14 protein-coding genes and 1 tRNA gene are annotated in these 16,781 nt (G+C 58.6%); 8 read left to right on the forward strand and 7 right to left on the reverse strand.

What is annotated here, in order from left to right; translation table 11 throughout:
- The first annotated feature begins 180 nt into the window (after positions 1 to 180).
- Entirely contained in the window at positions 181 to 381 is a 201-nt protein-coding gene (locus N7578_RS16985) for a hypothetical protein (RefSeq protein WP_311111443.1), read from the forward strand.
- Positions 382 to 419: 38 nt separating this feature from the next.
- Here N7578_RS16985 and N7578_RS16990 read toward each other — a convergent pair whose 3' ends face one another.
- From N7578_RS16990 to N7578_RS17000, 3 genes are all read right to left on the reverse strand, one after another.
- The gene (locus N7578_RS16990; RefSeq protein ID WP_311111444.1) at positions 420 to 3,263 is read right to left on the reverse strand and encodes a valine--tRNA ligase; all 2,844 of its coding nucleotides are present in this window, start codon (positions 3,261 to 3,263) and stop codon (positions 420 to 422) included.
- Between the two features lie 155 nt (positions 3,264 to 3,418).
- Positions 3,419 to 4,417, reverse strand: coding sequence for a DUF2497 domain-containing protein (locus N7578_RS16995; protein ID WP_311111445.1), 999 nt, complete (start codon positions 4,415 to 4,417; stop codon positions 3,419 to 3,421).
- Between the two features lie 204 nt (positions 4,418 to 4,621).
- Positions 4,622 to 5,293 carry a protein-L-isoaspartate O-methyltransferase gene (locus tag N7578_RS17000; RefSeq protein WP_311111446.1) on the reverse strand — a complete coding sequence of 224 codons (672 nt, stop codon included), beginning with the start codon at positions 5,291 to 5,293 and terminating at the stop codon, positions 4,622 to 4,624.
- A gap of 304 nt (positions 5,294 to 5,597) precedes the next feature.
- On the opposite strand from N7578_RS17000, the gene N7578_RS17005 reads away from it, so the two are divergent.
- A tRNA-Cys gene (locus N7578_RS17005) sits at positions 5,598 to 5,671 on the forward strand.
- 176 nt (positions 5,672 to 5,847) lie between these two features.
- On the opposite strand, the gene N7578_RS17010 is transcribed toward N7578_RS17005, so the two are convergent.
- Entirely contained in the window at positions 5,848 to 6,000 is a 153-nt protein-coding gene (locus N7578_RS17010) for a DUF3309 family protein (protein WP_004442177.1), read from the reverse strand.
- Between the two features lie 569 nt (positions 6,001 to 6,569).
- Here N7578_RS17010 and N7578_RS17015 point away from each other — a divergent pair.
- The gene (locus tag N7578_RS17015) at positions 6,570 to 6,860 is read left to right on the forward strand and encodes a hypothetical protein (RefSeq protein ID WP_311111447.1); all 291 of its coding nucleotides are present in this window, start codon (positions 6,570 to 6,572) and stop codon (positions 6,858 to 6,860) included.
- A 126-nt stretch (positions 6,861 to 6,986) separates the two neighbouring features.
- Positions 6,987 to 7,232 carry a DUF982 domain-containing protein gene (locus N7578_RS17020; protein ID WP_311111448.1) on the forward strand — a complete coding sequence of 82 codons (246 nt, stop codon included), beginning with the start codon at positions 6,987 to 6,989 and terminating at the stop codon, positions 7,230 to 7,232.
- 103 nt (positions 7,233 to 7,335) lie between these two features.
- Here the strand turns inward: N7578_RS17020 and N7578_RS17025 are convergent, their stop codons facing one another.
- The gene (locus N7578_RS17025) at positions 7,336 to 7,518 is read right to left on the reverse strand and encodes a hypothetical protein (RefSeq protein ID WP_311111449.1); all 183 of its coding nucleotides are present in this window, start codon (positions 7,516 to 7,518) and stop codon (positions 7,336 to 7,338) included.
- A gap of 120 nt (positions 7,519 to 7,638) precedes the next feature.
- Positions 7,639 to 8,238 carry an NAD(P)H:quinone oxidoreductase type IV gene (gene wrbA, locus N7578_RS17030; protein ID WP_311112542.1) on the reverse strand — a complete coding sequence of 200 codons (600 nt, stop codon included), beginning with the start codon at positions 8,236 to 8,238 and terminating at the stop codon, positions 7,639 to 7,641.
- Positions 8,239 to 8,516: 278 nt separating this feature from the next.
- Between wrbA and N7578_RS17035 the strand changes: the two genes are divergently transcribed.
- From N7578_RS17035 to gpt, 3 genes are all read left to right on the forward strand, one after another.
- On the forward strand, positions 8,517 to 9,308 hold the full coding sequence (locus tag N7578_RS17035; RefSeq protein ID WP_311111450.1) for a competence/damage-inducible protein A: 792 nt from the start codon (positions 8,517 to 8,519) through the stop codon (positions 9,306 to 9,308).
- Between the two features lie 102 nt (positions 9,309 to 9,410).
- Positions 9,411 to 10,256, forward strand: a complete 846-nt coding sequence (locus N7578_RS17040; RefSeq protein ID WP_311111451.1) for a universal stress protein — start codon at positions 9,411 to 9,413, stop codon at positions 10,254 to 10,256.
- A gap of 208 nt (positions 10,257 to 10,464) precedes the next feature.
- Positions 10,465 to 10,962, forward strand: a complete 498-nt coding sequence (gpt, locus tag N7578_RS17045) for a xanthine phosphoribosyltransferase (RefSeq protein ID WP_311111452.1) — start codon at positions 10,465 to 10,467, stop codon at positions 10,960 to 10,962.
- A 66-nt stretch (positions 10,963 to 11,028) separates the two neighbouring features.
- Here the strand turns inward: gpt and N7578_RS17050 are convergent, their stop codons facing one another.
- The gene (locus tag N7578_RS17050) at positions 11,029 to 11,979 is read right to left on the reverse strand and encodes an arsenic resistance protein (protein ID WP_311111453.1); all 951 of its coding nucleotides are present in this window, start codon (positions 11,977 to 11,979) and stop codon (positions 11,029 to 11,031) included.
- 768 nt (positions 11,980 to 12,747) lie between these two features.
- Between N7578_RS17050 and N7578_RS17055 the strand changes: the two genes are divergently transcribed.
- Positions 12,748 to 16,557 (forward strand): vitamin B12-dependent ribonucleotide reductase, encoded by a 3,810-nt coding sequence (locus tag N7578_RS17055; protein WP_311111454.1) that lies wholly within the window; start codon positions 12,748 to 12,750, stop codon positions 16,555 to 16,557.
- Positions 16,558 to 16,781: the final 224 nt, after the last annotated feature.

Consider the following 16,781-nt stretch of genomic DNA (forward strand, 5'->3'; position numbering starts at 1 on the left):
TGGCAGGAAATGACAATCTGCCGCAATATGGCGCAGTTGCGCGACACTGTTCCATTTTTTTACGTAAGATTTTCATCATCGCCCCTCGCGCATAATCATTTTAGGCTATTTTTCTAACCCGCAGCAAAAACCAGTGATAAAACGAAACAAATTCCCACACAAAACAGGAATTGTCGCTGAATGACAACACCTGCGGCTTTCAAAAAGAAACTCGCTTATCAGGCCGTTTTTATTGAATATTTCGCCGTTTTCGCCTGTGTCCCGCCATCCCGACGCCACCGGAATATTCCACATCGCCATCATGGACGATTCGTTGCCGCAGCGCAGCAAACGACCGGCACGAAACCTTGCAAAACGCAAAAAAAGCGCTCCCTTTTTTAAGGGAGCGCTTTCCATTTCTGCACGGTATGGAAACAGGATTATCCGGCTTCGGTTACGCGTTGCAAGGCCGTCCTGAGATTGACGAGCTGAACGTCCAGCTCGGCCTTGCGCTCGCGGTCCGCAGCCACGACATCCGGATCGGCGTTGGCGAGGAACTTCTCGTTGCCAAGCTTCTTGTCGATGCGTTCCATTTCAGCCTCGACCTTGGCGATCGCCTTTTCGAGACGCCCCTTTTCAGCCGAAAGGTCGATCAGATTGCCGAGCGGCAGGCAGACCGTAGCCTCGCCGATGATGATCTGCGCCGACCCCTTCGGAGCGACATCCGCACCGCGGATTTCGTCCGCACGGGCAAGACGACGGATGGCTGCCGCGTGGCGGTCGAGGCGAGCCTCCGTCGACGTGTTGGCACCGACCACGACGAGCGCGGCGGTCGCACCCGGCGGAACGTTCATCTCGGCACGTGCCGAACGGATGCCGGAAACGAGATCGATCAGCCAGTTGATTTCCGCAGCCGCGGCATCGTCACGGAACTCCGGTACCGGCCAATCCGTGTGGCAGAGAAGATCGTCGCGTTCTTCGCCCTCACCCGCCGTGTGCGCCCACAGCTCTTCCGTCATGAACGGCATGAAGGGGTGCAGCAGCTTGTAGATCTCATCCAGAACATACGCCGCGCATGCCTGCGATTCCGCCTTGGCAGCTTCGTCCTCGCCACTGAAGACGGGCTTCAGCAGTTCCAGATACCAGTCGCAGAACTGGTTCCAGACGAAGCGATAGATCGTGCCCGCCGCATCGTTGAAACGGAAGTTCTCGATCGCAGCCGTCAGATCACGCGCCGTATTGGCAAGCTCGGTCAGGATCCAGCGGTTGATGGTGAAGGACGCAGTTTCCGGCAGGAAATGCGGATCGCGCTTCACGCCGTTCATTTCGGCAAAGCGCGTCGCGTTCCAGAGCTTCGTGCCGAAGTTGCGGTAACCCGCAATACGCGCCGGATCGAGCTTCACGTCACGGCCCTGCGCCGCCATGATGGCGAGCGTAAAGCGCAGCGCATCCGCACCGTATTCGTCGATCAGGTCGAGCGGATCGATGACGTTGCCCTTGGACTTCGACATCTTCTGGCCGTTCTTGTCGCGAACCAGTGCGTGGATGTAAACCGTGCTGAACGGCTCGACCGGGTTGCCCGCATCGTCCTTCATGAAGTGCAGACCCATCTGCATCATGCGAACGACCCAGAACGGAATGATGTCGAAACCGGTGACAAGCACGTTGGTCGGATAATAGCGCGCCAGTTCCGGCGTCTTTTCCGGCCAGCCGAGTGTCGAAAACGGCCAGAGTGCAGACGAGAACCAGGTGTCAAGAACGTCCTCGTCACGGATCAGGATTTCACCCGGCTTGAAGTTTTCGAGCTTTTCCTCGACCCACGCCTTCCATGGACCTTCATGCGCAAGGTAGTGCTGAATGGCCGCTTCCAGCGCCTCTTCCTCAGTTTTCTCAACGAAGACCTGACCATCCGGGCCGTACCAGGCAGGGATCTGGTGTCCCCACCACAGCTGGCGCGAAATACACCACGGCTGGATATTCTCCATCCACTGGAAGTAGGTGTTTTCCCAGTTCTTCGGAACGAAGTTCGTACGGCCTTCGCGAACGGACGCGATCGCCGGTTTGGCCAGCGTCTTGTTGTCCACCCACCACTGGTCGGTCAGGCGCGGCTCGATTGGAACCCCGCCGCGATCGCCATGCGGGACAACATGCTTGTGCGGCTCGATCTTGTCGAGCAGACCGGCTTCCTCGAAGATTTCGACGATGATCTTGCGGGCCGTGAACCGGTCCTGTCCTTCCAGACGATCCCATGCGCCGTGAAGCGCTGCCGGGTGGCTTAGACCCTCCAGGAAATCCTCGTTTTCCTTGATGGAAATCGTCGCATCGATGTTCATGACATTGATGGCGCGCAGACCGGCACGCTTGCCGACTTCGAAGTCATTGAAGTCGTGGGCTGGCGTAATCTTGACGGCACCCGTTCCAGCCGTCGGATCGGCGTAGTCGTCTGCAACGATCGGGATCTTGCGACCGACGATCGGCAGAATGACGTGCTTGCCGACGATTGCCTTATAGCGCTCGTCTTCAGGGTTGACCGCAATGCCGGTGTCGCCAAGCATGGTTTCGGGACGCGTCGTCGCGACGACGATATAGTCCCGCGTTTCGAATTCGGTAGGCTTGCCTTCCTCATCGAAGGCAACCGGATATTGATAGGTGACGCCCTTTTCCAGCGGATAGCGGAAGTGCCAGAGGTTGCCCTTCACTTCCAGCTGCTCGACTTCCATGTCGGAAATCGCGGTGAGAAGTTTCGGGTCCCAGTTCACAAGGCGCTTGTCCTTGTAGATCAGGCCGTCCTTGTAGAGCGAAACGAAAACCTCGAGAACGGCCTCGGAAAGCCCCTCGTCCATGGTGAAACGCTCACGCGACCAGTCGCAGGACGCGCCAAGGCGCTTCAGCTGGTTGAAGATCAACCCGCCGGATTCGGCCTTCCATTCCCAGACCTTCTCGACGAAAGCGTCGCGGCCCATGTCACGGCGGCCCGGAAGCTGCTGTTCCATCAGCTTGCGCTCGACGACCATCTGCGTGGCGATGCCCGCATGGTCCATGCCCGGCTGCCACAGAACGTCCTTGCCGCGCATGCGCTCGAATCGGACCATGATGTCCTGAAGCGTGTTGTTCAGCGCATGCCCCATGTGCAGCGAGCCCGTCACGTTCGGCGGCGGGATCACGATGGTGAAGGTTTCCGCGCCCGGTTTGGCGTTGGCACCGGCACGAAAGGCGTTGGCCTCGTCCCAGGCGCTGGCGATCTTCGGTTCGACGGATGCGGAATCGTAGGTCTTCTCGAGCATTTCCTGACCTGAATTTTAGAGTTCTATGTTGATTTTTTAAATAAGGATGGCCGGTTGAGAGTCAACAGAAACCGGACATTTCGACGGCAAAGGTTATCAAACAAAAAAGCCGCTCCGATACCGGAGCGGCCTTGATCGAAACCTGTCCGGTCAAATCAGCGGCGCGAACCGCGTGCCACGCGCTCGATTTCCTCACGCACAAGGCGCTCCACCAGCGTCGGCAGATTGTCTTCCAACCAGTCATGAAGCATCGGACGCAGCATTTCCTGCGCCATGTCTTCCAGCGAGCGGCGCTCGACACCATCGAACACCTGCGCCAGTTCGCCGAAGGAGCGAGCGATCTGAGCACCGGCTTCGGCGGAGATGAGAGAGGTCAGCGACGACATGCCCTCATGCTGCGACGACTCGTTCTGCACTGCCGGTCCGGCAGCCGCTTCGGTGAGCTGCGGCGCCTGTTCGGCCTGTTCGACAACGAAGTCAGGCAGGACCGGCATTTCGAAGCGTTCTTCGGCGACCACCGTCTCGATGGCACCGCGCAACGCGACATCCTCGAAGCGCGGCTCGACAGGCGCAGCACTCTCGATGGCGGCGGCAGCGGCACGGTCCTCGACGGCGACAAAAGCGGGCGCCTGCTCCTTGGATTCCTGAGCGGCCGCAACCATCAACGGGCGAACATCGGTCGGACGCTGCGCCACTGGGCGCTCGACGGGCGCGGACATGACCGGCGCTGGCGCGGCAGGAATTGCCGCAACCTGAGCAAACTCTTCCGCGCGGCGCTGCTGCGCCTGCGCGGCAAACGCCTGCGGCCCCATCGCGGCATTGCGATCGGCAGCGGCGCGGACGCGCGCAGCCACGTCGGCAAGCGACATGGTTTTTTCAGCGGCCGTTTCCTGTCGTTCATGCATCGGAGAAAAATCCTGTGCGGGCCGCTGACCGAAGGACTGATTGGCAGCCGGAGGAACACGCGTGGGAAGACTGGAAGCATCCGCGCCGAACGAGGTTTCCGCAATGATGTCGTCCTCGTCATCATAGACAGGCGGCAACTGCCCGGAGAATGAACCGGACGGGCCTGGCTCGTTGCTTTCGATGATCCGCCGGATCGACGCCAGAATTTCTTCCATGGACGGTTCACGCGCTACGCTTGGCTGAGCCATTTCTATCCCCGGTTTCCACTTAAAGACCACACGGGGCGGAAAAACACGATACGCCCCGAATCACCCTTAGTTTAGGCCAGCCGACTCAGGAACTAAATCGCCGAATGCGCGACTTTCTCAGCGGTACACAGCTTTGTTACGCCAATAAAAAAGCCGGAATGGACAATCCATTCCGGCCTTTCGAAAAAAATATATCCGCCTTCCTCAGAAAACGAATTCCTTGACCTTCGCAAAGCCCGGCACCGGCTTGACCGAGGCATTGAAGAGCGTCACGGCCGAAGTACCGTTTCCGTCACGACGATAAACGGTTGCCATCGCCGCATTGCCATAACCGACGACGACAACCAGACGTCCGCCATCGCGCAGCTGGCCAAGCAGTGCCGCAGGAACTTCCTCGACGGAACCGTTGATGAAGATGAGATCGTATGGCGCCTCGCCCGCATATCCCTTTTCGAGATCGCCCGTGACAACGGCCACATTGTCGTAGCCCAGCGAGGCAAGGGTTTCGGTCGCCTCGGCAGCAAGCTGTTCGTCGCTTTCCAGGGAAACGACGGAACCGGCAAGCTGCGACAGGATGGCAGCCGCATAACCGGAGCCGCCGCCGACTTCAAGAACCACATCGTCCTTGGTAACGGCTGCAAGCTGAAGCAGCTTTGCAAGCGGCGATGCCTTCATGACGTAACGGGCCGGACGGCCATCCTTGGCGGGACAGATCTGGAGGTCCTCGTCAACATAGGCAATCTGCCTGGCGCCAGCCGGGACGAAAGCCTCGCGCGGGACGTTCAGAAATGCGTTAAGCACCGAATGCGACGTCACGTCTGTCGTGCGCAACTGGCTGTCGACCATTTTCGCGCGCGCGGTTTCGAAATCCATCATATCGTTATCGCCTCAATTTCATGGGATGCGGGCGGGAAGGCCGCGTCTCCGAAAACTCCAAGCGGCACAGGGCTCCCCCTCGCCTTTCGATAATCTCATAATTGCCCGCGCCCTCGCTTTCAAGCGCGGTATCGGAGCTTGGCAGGAAAAAGCGTATTTATCTTTGTCGATAGGAACCCATTGAATTGCACGCAACCCGGAGGCGCGGGACGAACAAAAACGGTCACATTCGAGATTAAGCCTCTTGCACCCAAAATGGATTCGTTCTAAATGCCCGCCATCGCTCGAAACGACGAGCGGTTGAGGCCTCGTGGCGGAGTGGTGACGCAGAGGACTGCAAATCCTTGTACCCCGGTTCAATTCCGGGCGAGGCCTCCAAGACTTTCAAATCCACTCCATAAAAATTCTCGAAATGAAACTGCGCGATCCGTGGTCCAGGATGACAGATTTCCTGATGCTTGAGCGCGCATGCTGCTTCGTGAAATAAAACTGTCGCGGGCCTGACAAGGACCAGCGACAGAAGCACGTCATCGACTCGTCATGTGTTCAGTCGCTCAAATCCTGCCCATAAGGACCAGGATCAGCACGATCACCAGAACAAGGCCGAGGCCGCCCGATGGACCGTATCCGTAGTTGTGATACCCCCAGCTTGGCAGAGCGCCGATCAGGAAAAGAATAAGCAGGATAACAAGGATTGTGCCGAGCATTTAGGTCCTCCTGGATTGACATTTTTCATGTGGATTCAAATGACGGGGAGCAACAAAGGTTCCAGCGGGCGATGCTGATTCTGCACGGTAATTTCTCGGTCTATATGTAAGCGCCTAGCTTGGTCATACTTCAAATCCAGTCGCCCGTCCCCTGAAACTGACGGGAGGCGGAGAGGCTCGGTCTCACAGGCAGTGCGCCGGGCCTCTTTACATCCATCGGTCCAATTACAGGCCTCGCAGCCGTACCCAGCGCTTCTCACGGAACGGTGACGGGACGTCGGGTGGCGCGATCTCTATCCCACTATTCTCCGGCCCGCCCCGATCGTCGTCACGGAGAAAAATCGAGAATTTCATGTCCGGTTTCGCAAACCTTTTCCCACTCTTCATCTGCGCCTTTCTTCTCTATGTCTTCTTCCGATGGGTCGCGAAGGACATCCAGACCCCGAAGAAGAAATAGCCGCCCTCGCCCCTCCCCGTCGTTGACAAACGGTTCCATGCAACGGAAACCGGAGCAGCTGGAACCGGTTTGCCGCCTGCATCGTTTTCAACGACGCACTTCGGAGGATATGATGACCAAGATCGCGCCTTATGCCGCAATCGTCCTGACGATTGGCCTCGCTGGCTGTACCGTTGCCGCCCCGGCCTATGAATTGGAGCCGATTCCAGGCAGCATCATCTATAATGGCCAACCGCGCACCAAGCTGACGAAATCGCCGATCGGCAGCACCTTCAGCCACGAGTTCCGTATCGACAGCAGCACGCGGGCCGTCGAGACGTATCGTATCGCGCCCGACCGCTCGCTTCAGCTTATCAATCGCCGCATCATCCGCGACTGGCCTCTGTGGGGACGCGACGACTGACGCACGCGCGCAAAGCCGCGCTGCACTCTCGCGATAACGGCGTGCGACGCCATGACCGGTGCCAATGGGATTGCACATCCCCGGCGCTTCGTTTAGAGCCGGGCCTGGATTTGATATGGATGAGCGATGAACACGCGCTGGCAAAAACCCGTTCTGATCGCGTTTGAAACGCCGGGTGAATACACGACCATCGAAACGACGCAGGCAGCCTCCTGGGCGCTGATCGAGGATTGGCCCGTTGAAGACGGCGATGCGCTGGACAAGGCGCTTCTTGTCTGTGCTGCCGTCGATGCCGGTAAAAAGAAGCCGGAAGATGCCAGAAAGGCATTCGTGGCAGCTGCAATCGAAGCAGGGCTGGATTTCAAGGCGTAAGGATCGGCGAAAACCAGATGAAAAAAGTCCTGCTCATCATCATGATGTCCTGCCTGGTGATCGGCCTGATTGGCCATCTCATCGTCGCCTTCGTGTTGACGGGCTAAGCGCCGGCACGCTGTCCGTTCATCAGCACGGCGAAAATTTCCTCGGCCCGCAGGAACCACAATCGGCATTTTTCGTTCTTTCTCCAAGCGATGCAAGGAGGACGAACCATGCGAGACGGATTGAACGGTGTTCTTGAAATTTCATTGATCGGTGTTGTGATCGTAAGCTGCATGTTCATGGTCAGCCTGCCTGTCTGACCGCTCCAACCAGAGCATCTGAGCCACGCCTGCGACATCATCGCGGGAATGAAAAATGCGGCCCTTGAGGCCGCATTTCGTTTTTAGATGGGCAGTGCAGATCAGGCCGAAACCTTGGCCGCGATCTTGGCCACATGCGCGCCCTGGAAACGTGCACCTTCAAGTTCGATCTCGGAAGGCTGACGCGAACCGTCGCCGTCGGTGATCGTCGAAGCACCGTAAGGCGAACCGCCCTTGATTTCGTCAACGCCCATCTGGCCCTGGAAGGCGTAAGGCAGACCGGCAACGACCATCCCGTGGTGAAGGAACGTCGGAAGGAAACCGAGGATGGTGGATTCCTGACCGCCATGCTGCGTCGCCGACGATGTGAAGGCCGACCCGACCTTGCCGACCAGCTTGCCGGTGAACCACAGACCGCCGGTCTGATCCCAGAAATTGCGCATCTGCGACGCAACGGTGCCGAAACGGGTACCGGCGCCAACGATGATGGCATCGTATTCCGCCAGCTCATCGACGGTCGCAACCGGCGCCGCCTGATCCAGCTTGAAGTGCGAGGACTTGGCAACCTCTTCGGGCACCAGCTCGGGAACCCGCTTTACCACTGCTTCCGCACCCGTCGATTTTACGCCTTCAGCCACGGCATAAGCCATTTTTTCGATATGGCCGTAGGAAGAATAATAAAGCACCAGAACCTTGGTCATTTTCTTGATTTCCTTTGCTGGAGTGGTTTCCGGCGTACCAGCCAGGAACCGTTTCAAAAACTCGATAATCATAGACAACTACCCGCTACAATCTTGTGATGGAAAGGTAGCGAAGCGCATGCCGTCCGCCCAGCCGGGCTTTCGCAGACGCACTGTTCACGATGATTGAACAGACAACGCCGATGTCAACCGATCCTATCCATAAGTTCAGTCAAAACCGCTTTGCATTCGAACCGGCGGGACGCTAACCTTGAGTGAAACAGAAGACGAGTACAACCATGTCCATACCCTCCTCCACTCCATCCGTCGTGACTGCAGCCATGCTTGCCATCGGTGACGAACTCCTGTCGGGACGCACCAAAGACAAGAACATCGGCCATCTCGCCGATGTTCTTACCATGTCGGGTATAGACCTCAGAGAAGTACGAATCGTCGCCGATGAGGAAGCGGCCATCGTCGAGGCGCTGAATGCGCTGCGCGCCCGTCATGATTACGTGTTCACGTCCGGCGGCATCGGCCCAACCCATGACGATATCACCGCCGACGCGGTATCCGCCGCTTTCGGCCTGCCCTGCGAACATGACGCCGAGGCGCTGCGCATTCTGGGCGACATGTACCGGGTCCGCGAGATGGAATTTACCGAGGCACGCAAGCGTATGGCGCGCATGCCCAAGGGTGCCGCCCACATCGCCAATCCCGTCTCCGTTGCGCCGGGATTCGTCGTTGAAAACGTCTACGTGATGGCAGGCGTGCCGCAGGTGTTCCAGGCCATGCTCGACAACGTGATGCCGACGCTGCGCACCGGTTCGCGGGTCATGTCGCAGTCGGTCCGCTCACCCTATGGCGAAGGCGATATCGGCACCCCGCTGACGGCCATCCAGAAGGCACACCCGGAAACAAGCATCGGCTCCTACCCGAAATATGACGGCCAGCGATTTTCAACGGAAATCGTCGTGCGCGCCCGCGACCCACAGGTCCTGAAGGCGGCGGCAGATGCCGTTTCCGAAATGATCGAGGCTATCGGCCGCGAGAAAAGGCTTGCGGTGAGCAAGGGCGACGCAACCGCCTGAACAACAAAACGGTTTGACCAATATCAAGGTGATGTCCGTAAAACCGGACCACGCTTCATCATCGAAAATGCCGGTGCACAACCGGCCAACGAGGAGACTAGCATGGGTTACAAGACGATACTTGCCGTTGTCGACAATGTTGCGAACACGCGAAAGCTCGATGATTTCGTCGTCAGCCTTGCAAACCAGTTTTCCGCCCATGTGATCGGCCTGCACATGGAAACGCTTGCCGCCGTTCCTCTTGTTGCCCCGATGGAAATTCCCGATCCGGCAACCGTGCAGGCCATTCAGGACGTGGCGCACAAGGAAACGACGGAAATCGGCACGATCTTCGAGCGTGCGCTTTCGGCAAACGGCATCTCGCACGAATGGCGCAGCTTCGTGACCTCGGTGGGCTACACCTCGGCCGCGGCCATCGACAGCGCCCGCTGCGCCGATCTTGTAGTCGCACGCCAGAGCGACACGTCGATTCTCTCCGACAGCCGCTCCGATATCGACAGCTTCCTGTATGAAAGCGGCCGTCCCGTTCTTCTCATCCCGCATATACTGACGGAACCAAAGCCGATCCGCAAAGTGCTCATCGCCTGGAACGGATCGCGTGAGGCAACCCGCGCGACCTTCGATGCCCTTCCCTTCCTCAAGGAGGCGGAAAGCGTCGAAATCTTCTCCGTCGATCCGGTGGAAAGCGAAACGCAGTCATCCACCCTGGCCGGTGCGGAACTTGCCGCCACGCTCGCCCGCCATGGCGTGAACGTGACCGTGAGCTCGCAGGAGAGGATCGCCGGCGTCTCACCCCAGACGGCAATCGAGAACCGCCTCTCCGACAACAGCATCGACCTGCTGGTGATGGGCGCCTACGGCCATTCGCGGTGGTGGGAAATGTTGTTCGGCGGCGTGACGCGCACCCTGCTCGACTCCATGACGGCGATGACCCTGCTGTCTCGCTGAACATCCCCGTTGGAAGCCCGATGCCCCGGCTCAATTGTACCGGGGCATTTTTTCTATTCCTATCTCGCAGGTCCACAGCCGCGACCACTGTGGAAATGCGCGAGGTAGAAATGCGTGAAATGGCAGGGAAAGCAGCGCAAAGCTTGCCTTTTTGCGGAACTTGCGGCTATTAGCCGAGACAATCACCAATTTGACCAGACGGTAAACCATGTCCCTGCCTGATAAAGCCTTTCCCGTTTCCTGGGATCAGTTCCACCGCGACGCCCGCGCACTTGCCTGGCGTCTTGCCGGCCTTGACCGCGAATTCAAGGCCATCGTCTGTATCACCCGCGGCGGCCTCGTTCCGGCAGCGATCATTTCGCGCGAGCTGAACATCCGCCTGATCGACACGGTCTGCATCGCGACCCGCCACGATTACGTCAACCAGGGCGATACCCTGCTGCTGAAGGGCATCGCTTCGGAACTGGCGGCCGATGGCGGCGAAGGCGTTCTCGTCGTGGACGACCTGACCGATACCGGCAAGACCGCCATCGAAGTGCGCGAAATGCTGCCGAAGGCGCATTTTGCCTGCGTCTACGCCAAGCCGAAGGGCGTACCGACCATTGACACCTTCGTCACCGAAGTGAGCCAGGACACTTGGATCTATTTCCCCTGGGACATGGGCTTCACCTATCAGGAGCCAATCGCCAAGGGTTCGCGCGGCTGATATCGGCCGCGCCAGTTCGGGAATGCATGATGCGCCGGAGATCATCCTCTCCGGCGTATTTTTATATCATCTGGTGCCGACGAGACGCGGAATGATGCGGATGTAAATCAGCTCGGCAATCAGCTCCACCATCGTCTGCGTCACGATCACGGCGGGCAGCACCGGAATGGCGCCCGGCACCGCAAGCGCCAGCGGCAACACGACCAGCGAATTGCGCGTAGCCGACGAAAAGGAAACGGCACCCGCACTTTGCGGTGCCAGTCCGAACAGTTTCGACACGGCGAACCCGGCAAGTGGCGCCAGAACGGCAAAGGCCACATAGACCGGCAACGCAGACAGCGCGTGGCCTGCCGCCGCTCCAAGAACCGGTACCGTCGCGGCAACGACCAGAAACAGCACCACAGCTGTCGCCGGGACTGGCAGAAGACCGAGATATCCGTTGATCTTCTCTCCCATGTCATGTCGCGACGCCCAGAACTGCACTGTCGCGGCAAGAAGCAGCGGCACGGCGATCAACCAGACGAAGGCATGGAAAAACGGACCGATCTGCACCAGTCCGGCAGCATCATCACCAAGAAAAATTGCCAGATAGAGCGGCAGCAACGCCATCTGCACCAGAAGCAGGATCGGCGTGGCGGAAAGCAGCAGGCGTGCATCTGCCCGCGCCAGATGAGCGAAGGTAATCACGTAGTCGATGCATGGTGTCAGAAGCACTATGAAGATGCCGAGCCTCAGCATCGCATCGTCGGCCGTCAGCCCTACCAGCAGGAAGCAAAGCACGGGGATGGCGAGAAAATTGCTGGTCATGAGGGCCGCAAGGAACCGGGTTTCGCCGAACCCCTTGCCGATATCCGCGATCGGCACCTGCAGAAACGTCACGAACAGCATGAACGCCAGTGCGGGGTTGATGGCAGCCTCGAGGCCTTCAGTGCCCGACACCGCAAATGCAGTGAGCACCCCAAGCGCCACAGAGACGAAATATATCCAGACCTGTTGCCGTTCGAGCACATCGCGCATGCCGCACTTTTCTCCACGCTCACAAGACGGTCCGTCTTAGCGGAAAAGTGGCACGGCAACACGCGTAAACTTCTGACGAGAAATTCCCTGCGTTTCAGGGTGTTCACGCCAGTCGCAACACCACAAGATTTTGTAGCCGCGCACCGATTTTTGCATATTCCGGCCACGACTCTTGTGGAAAGAGAAAAATTATCCGGCCGCTCGGAACACCGTTCAGCCGCACAAAAGATATCATTTACACACTCCACGTTACGGAGGGTGACGTTTGGCAACCCTGAACATTCCAGGCCAAGTCACTGATATTTATAGCGGGTTTTTCTTTCCCCGTTTTCCACAACCACTTCACACAATATCTTGTGGTTAACAAACGGTTGCAAACTAAGGCTTGACGGAATCACCACACTTTTTAAAAGTGACACTCATGTTGCGGCGGCAACGGAATCGGGTGTCTCACCTTCGGTTCTTGTCCCATTTCAGTTGATGCGTTTGCCTGCGTTCCGGCCGTGAGGGGGTGGAACGCAATGGTATTCTGCGCACTGGCTTTGTCGCTAAAAACATGATGCGGGGACTGGCGGCCAGAAGCTGTTGATACTATATTTAGTATTCTGATTTAGCTTGCAGCCGAATTCGCCACGAGATACAGGGACGACATCCAAGGATGAACATCCCATTCATATCGGCAAACAACCGGCTGCACGCAGACTGCGCACAGCTGGAACGAATTCTTGCGTCCCTCATCGGACGCCCAATGGACGAGGACACGAACCAATGCGCATTGAACGTCGCTTCACGAAGCCCGGCCAGTCGCCTTATGCGGAAATCGACTTCCGCAAGGCCGTCAGCGAGATCAAGAACCCGGATGGTTCCATCGTGTTCCGTCTGGCGGATATCGACGTTCCCGCGCAGTTCAGCCAGGTTGCGACCGACGTTCTGGCGCAGAAGTATTTCCGCAAGGCCGGCGTTCCGAAGATCCTGAAAAAGGTCGAGGAAAACGATGTTCCGTCCTTCCTGTGGCGTTCGGTTGCCGACGAAAAGGCCATGAAGGATATTCCCGAAGGTGAGCGCTACGGCTCGGAGACGGATGCGCGTCAGGTGTTCGACCGTCTCGCCGGTACGTGGACCTACTGGGGCTGGAAGGGCAAATATTTCTCGTCCGAAGAAGATGCTCTCGCGTTCCGCGATGAGCTTGCCTACATGCTCGCCACCCAGCGCGTTGCACCGAATTCCCCTCAGTGGTTCAACACCGGCCTGCATTGGGCCTATGGCATCGACGGCCCCGGCCAGGGCCACTTCTACGTCGACCCCTTCACCGGCAAGCTCACCAAGTCCAAGTCCGCTTACGAACATCCGCAGCCACATGCCTGCTTCATCCAGTCCGTCGAGGACGATCTGGTGAACGAAGGCGGCATCATGGACCTGTGGGTGCGTGAAGCGCGTCTGTTCAAATACGGTTCGGGCACCGGCTCCAACTTCTCTTACCTCCGCGGCGAAGGCGAGAAGCTTTCGGGTGGCGGCAAGTCCTCCGGCCTCATGAGCTTCCTCAAGATCGGGGACCGTGCAGCAGGCGCTATCAAGTCCGGCGGCACCACCCGCCGCGCAGCCAAGATGGTCGTCGTCGACGCCGATCATCCGGATATCGAAGCTTACATCGACTGGAAGGTGAACGAAGAGCAGAAGGTTGCGGCTCTGGTGACCGGCTCCAAGATCGTTGCCAAGCACCTCAAGGCGATCATGAAGGCCTGCGTCAACTGCGAAGCCGATAACGGCGATTGCTTCGACCCGGCCAAGAACCCTGCCCTCAAGCGCGAAATCCGCGCCGCCAAGAAGGATCAGGTTCCGGAAAACTACGTCAAGCGTGTCATCCAGTTCGCCCAGCAGGGCTACAAGGATATCGAATTCAAGACCTATGACACGGATTGGGATTCCGAAGCCTACCTCACGGTTTCCGGCCAGAACTCCAACAACTCCGTGTCACTGAAGGATGACTTCCTGCGCGCAGTTGAAAACGACGGCGACTGGAACCTGACCGCACGCCGCGATGGCCGCGTCATGAAGACGCTGAAGGCCCGCGATCTGTGGGAAAAGATTTCGCACGCCGCATGGGCATCTGCCGATCCGGGCCTGCACTTCAACACCACCATGAACGACTGGCACACCTCGCCGGCCGCTGGCCCGATCCGCGCATCCAACCCGTGCTCGGAATACATGTTCCTGGATGACACGGCCTGCAACCTTGCCTCGCTGAACCTCATCCAGTTCAAGGACGCAGCCACCAAGAACATCAACATTGCCGATTACGAGCACGCCGTCCGCCTGTGGACGATCGTTCTCGAAGTTTCGGTCATGATGGCGCAGTTCCCGTCGCGCCAGATTGCGGAACTCTCCTACGAATACCGCACGCTCGGCCTCGGCTACGCCAACATCGGCGGCCTACTGATGTCCTCGGGCATTCCCTACGACAGCGACGAAGGCCGTGCGATTGCCGGTGCCCTGACCGCCATCATGACTGGCGTTTCCTACGCAACGTCCGCAGAAATGGCAGGCGAGCTTGGTCCGTTCCCCGGCTTCGCGCCGAACCGAGACAACATGCTGCGCGTCATCCGCAACCACCGCCGCGCCGCTCAGGGGCTGGCTTACGGTTACGAAGGCCTGTCGGTTAACCCGGTCGCGCTCATTCATGCCGATTGCCCGGATCAGGACCTCATCACCCACGCGGTTGCCGCATGGGACAAGGCGCTGGAGCTTGGCGAACAGCACGGTTACCGCAACGCCCAGACCACCGTTATCGCGCCGACAGGCACGATCGGCCTCGTCATGGATTGCGACACGACCGGCATCGAGCCTGACTTCGCGCTGGTGAAGTTCAAGAAGCTCGCCGGTGGCGGTTATTTCAAGATCATCAACCGCGCCGTTCCGGAATCCCTGCGTTCGCTCGGTTACTCGGAAAGCCAGATCGCCGAGATCGAAGCCTACGCGGTCGGCCACGGCAACCTGAACCAGGCGCCAGGCATCAACCCCGGCACGCTGAAGGCCAAGGGCTTCACGGATGAGAAGATCGAAGCCGTCAACGGCGCGCTGAAGTCCGCCTTCGACATCAAGTTCGTCTTCAACCAGTGGACGCTGGGCGCGGACTTCCTGAAGGACACGCTGAAGGTTTCCGACGAGCAACTCGCCGACATGAGCTTCAACCTGCTGGAGCATCTCGGCTTCGGCAAGAAGGACATCGAAGCGGCAAACGTGCACGTTTGCGGCGCGATGACGCTGGAAGGCGCGCCGTTCCTGAAGGACGAGCACCTGCCCGTCTTCGATTGCGCCAACCCCTGCGGCAAGATCGGCAAGCGTTATCTCTCGGTCGAATCCCACATCCGCATGATGGCAGCGGCACAGCCGTTCATCTCGGGCGCGATCTCCAAGACGATCAACATGCCGAACGACGCAACGGTGGAAGATTGCGGCGCAGCCTACATGCTGTCCTGGAAGCTGGCACTGAAGGCAAACGCCCTTTACCGCGATGGTTCCAAGCTGTCCCAGCCGCTCAACGCATCGCTCGTGGAAGACGAGGATGACGAAGACGCAATCGAAGAGCTGATCGCTCAGCCGCAGGCAGCCCAGGCTGTCACGCTGACCGAAAAGATCATCGAGCGTGTGGTCGAGCGCGTCAGCCGCGAACGGGAGAAGCTGCCGAACCGCCGTCAGGGTTACACCCAGAAGGCTGCTGTCGGCGGACATAAGGTGTATCTGCGCACCGGCGAATTCGGTGATGGCCGCCTCGGCGAAATCTTCATCGACATGCACAAGGAAGGCGCTGCTTTCCGTGCGATGATGAACAACTTCGCCATCGCCATCTCGCTCGGCCTGCAATACGGCGTACCGCTGGAAGAATATGTGGAGGCCTTCACCTTCACCAAGTTCGAACCGGCCGGCATGGTCATCGGCAACGACGCGATCAAGAACGCCACGTCGATCCTCGACTACGTGTTCCGTGAACTGGCGGTTTCCTACCTCGGCCGTCACGATTTGGCGCATGTCGATACGTCCGACTTCTCCAACACGGCGCTCGGCAAGGGCATTCAGGAAGGCAAGACCAACCTGCTCTCCACCGGCTGGACCCGTGGCTACAAGCCAACGCTGGTTTCCAGCACCGGCAGCGAGCGTTCGTCTTCCGAGCCGAAAGGTTCGGCAACCGCCGCCCCGGCACGCGCTTCGGCCAGCGTGACCTCCATCTCCGGCAATGCCGTACGCAAGCTGGAGCCGGTCGTCGCCGCCTCGACCTCCGAAATCGTCGCCTTCAAGCGCGACTACGAGGAACGCGCAAAGGAACTGGCGGACGAGATCGCCGACGAGGCACTCGCCACCGAAACCGAACAGGCAGCAACGGCCCTCTTCTCCGACAAGGCAGCAGCAGACGCCGCCTCCGCCAAGACGGAAGCCAAGAAGGTCGAAAACGAACGCCGCATGCGCTCCATCGCACAGGGCTACACGGGCAACATGTGCTCCGAGTGCCAGAACTTCACGATGGTGCGGAACGGGACTTGTGAGAAGTGCGATACGTGTGGTGCGACGAGCGGTTGCAGCTGATATAGCTGTGGATAACTCAAAAATTTCTAGCCCGGCGATTCTGTCGGGCTGGAGTTTTAAAGAGAACAAAACCAGAATCGTATTTGTGATTTGCAGAGCATTAGAAATACAAAAGCCGGGACACGAATGTCCCGGCTTGTATACCGCGAAAAAGCCGAAGCCCACGCGGGACGAAGAGACTCTAATGCCTCCTCTGTTGGCACAGTAATTATGGAGCATAAGAG

Source organism: Agrobacterium tumefaciens (assembly GCF_031801495.1).
GTDB classification, from domain to species: domain Bacteria; phylum Pseudomonadota; class Alphaproteobacteria; order Rhizobiales; family Rhizobiaceae; genus Agrobacterium; species Agrobacterium tumefaciens_K.